1 protein-coding gene is annotated in these 540 nt (G+C 58.0%); it reads right to left on the bottom strand.

Going from position 1 to position 540, the window contains the following annotated elements; translation table 11 throughout:
- Window positions 1-540 (bottom strand): ATP-binding protein (locus tag Q7C20_RS27065; protein ID WP_375071226.1); only part of this gene is annotated, 540 nt, incomplete at both ends.

Genomic DNA, 540 nt, shown 5'->3' with positions numbered 1-540 from the left:
GGATCATCGTGAGATATTGCTCTTGGTCGCAGGGGTGGAAGCCGAGCCAAAGACCGAAACGGTCTGACAGAGAGACCTTCTCTTCCACCGCTTCTGACGGGTTTATCGCGCTGCCCCGTTCGTTTTCGATCATGTCACGTGGCATAAGGTGGCGCCGGTTCGAGGTGGCATAGAGCACCACGTTATCCGGGCGTCCCTCAATGCCGCCATCAAGCACGGCCTTGAGCGATTTGTAATGTGCGTCGTCGTGGCCAAAGCTAAGGTCATCGCAAAACAGGATGAACCGCTGTGACGCTCCGCGAAGGAGGTTCAGCAGACGCCCGACCGACGGCAGGTCTTCGCGTTGCAATTCGACAATGCGCAGATCTTCATGTGATGCATGAACATCTGCGTGTATCGCCTTCACAAGGCTAGATTTTCCCATACCACGCGCACCCCAGAGCAGGGCGTTATTTGCGGGCAGTCCGGCGGCAAATTGGCGTGTGTTGGCCAGCAGGGTGTCTCGCGCCCGGTCCACCCCGACCAAGAGCGGAAGGTCAA

It is taken from the genome of Pseudomonas sp. AMR01 (genome assembly GCF_041946035.1).
Taxonomy (GTDB): Bacteria; Pseudomonadota; Gammaproteobacteria; order Pseudomonadales; family Pseudomonadaceae; genus Aquipseudomonas; species Aquipseudomonas antarctica_B.
This window is presented reverse-complemented; position numbering and strand designations above follow the sequence as displayed.